The sequence below is a fragment of the Staphylococcus caledonicus genome (assembly GCF_016238465.1).
Classification (GTDB): Bacteria; Bacillota; Bacilli; order Staphylococcales; family Staphylococcaceae; genus Staphylococcus; species Staphylococcus caledonicus.
This window is the reverse complement of the sequence record NZ_JABTXV010000034.1, coordinates 1-254: the sequence shown is the minus strand read 5'-3', so window position 1 is coordinate 254 and position 254 is coordinate 1. Positions and strand designations below refer to the sequence as shown.

Annotated in this window: 1 protein-coding gene; it reads right to left on the bottom strand. The window is 24.0% G+C overall.

The features are described from left to right. On the bottom strand, nucleotides 1-254 hold a 254-nt coding region (locus HS848_RS13185; protein WP_198612561.1), incomplete at both ends, for a hypothetical protein.

Here is a 254-nt window from a genome sequence, read left to right as displayed (position 1 = left end):
TAATAACGTAAATAACATCGTAAGTAATAACGTAAATAACATCGTAAGTAATAACGTAAATAACATCGTAAGTAATAACGTAAATAACATCGTAAGTAATAACGTAAATAACATCGTAAGTAATAAAGTAAATAACATCGTAAGTAATAACGTAAATAACATCGTAAGTAATAACGTAAATAACATCGTAAGTAATAACGTAAATAACATCGTAAGTAATAACGTAAATAACATCGTAAGTAATAACGTAAATA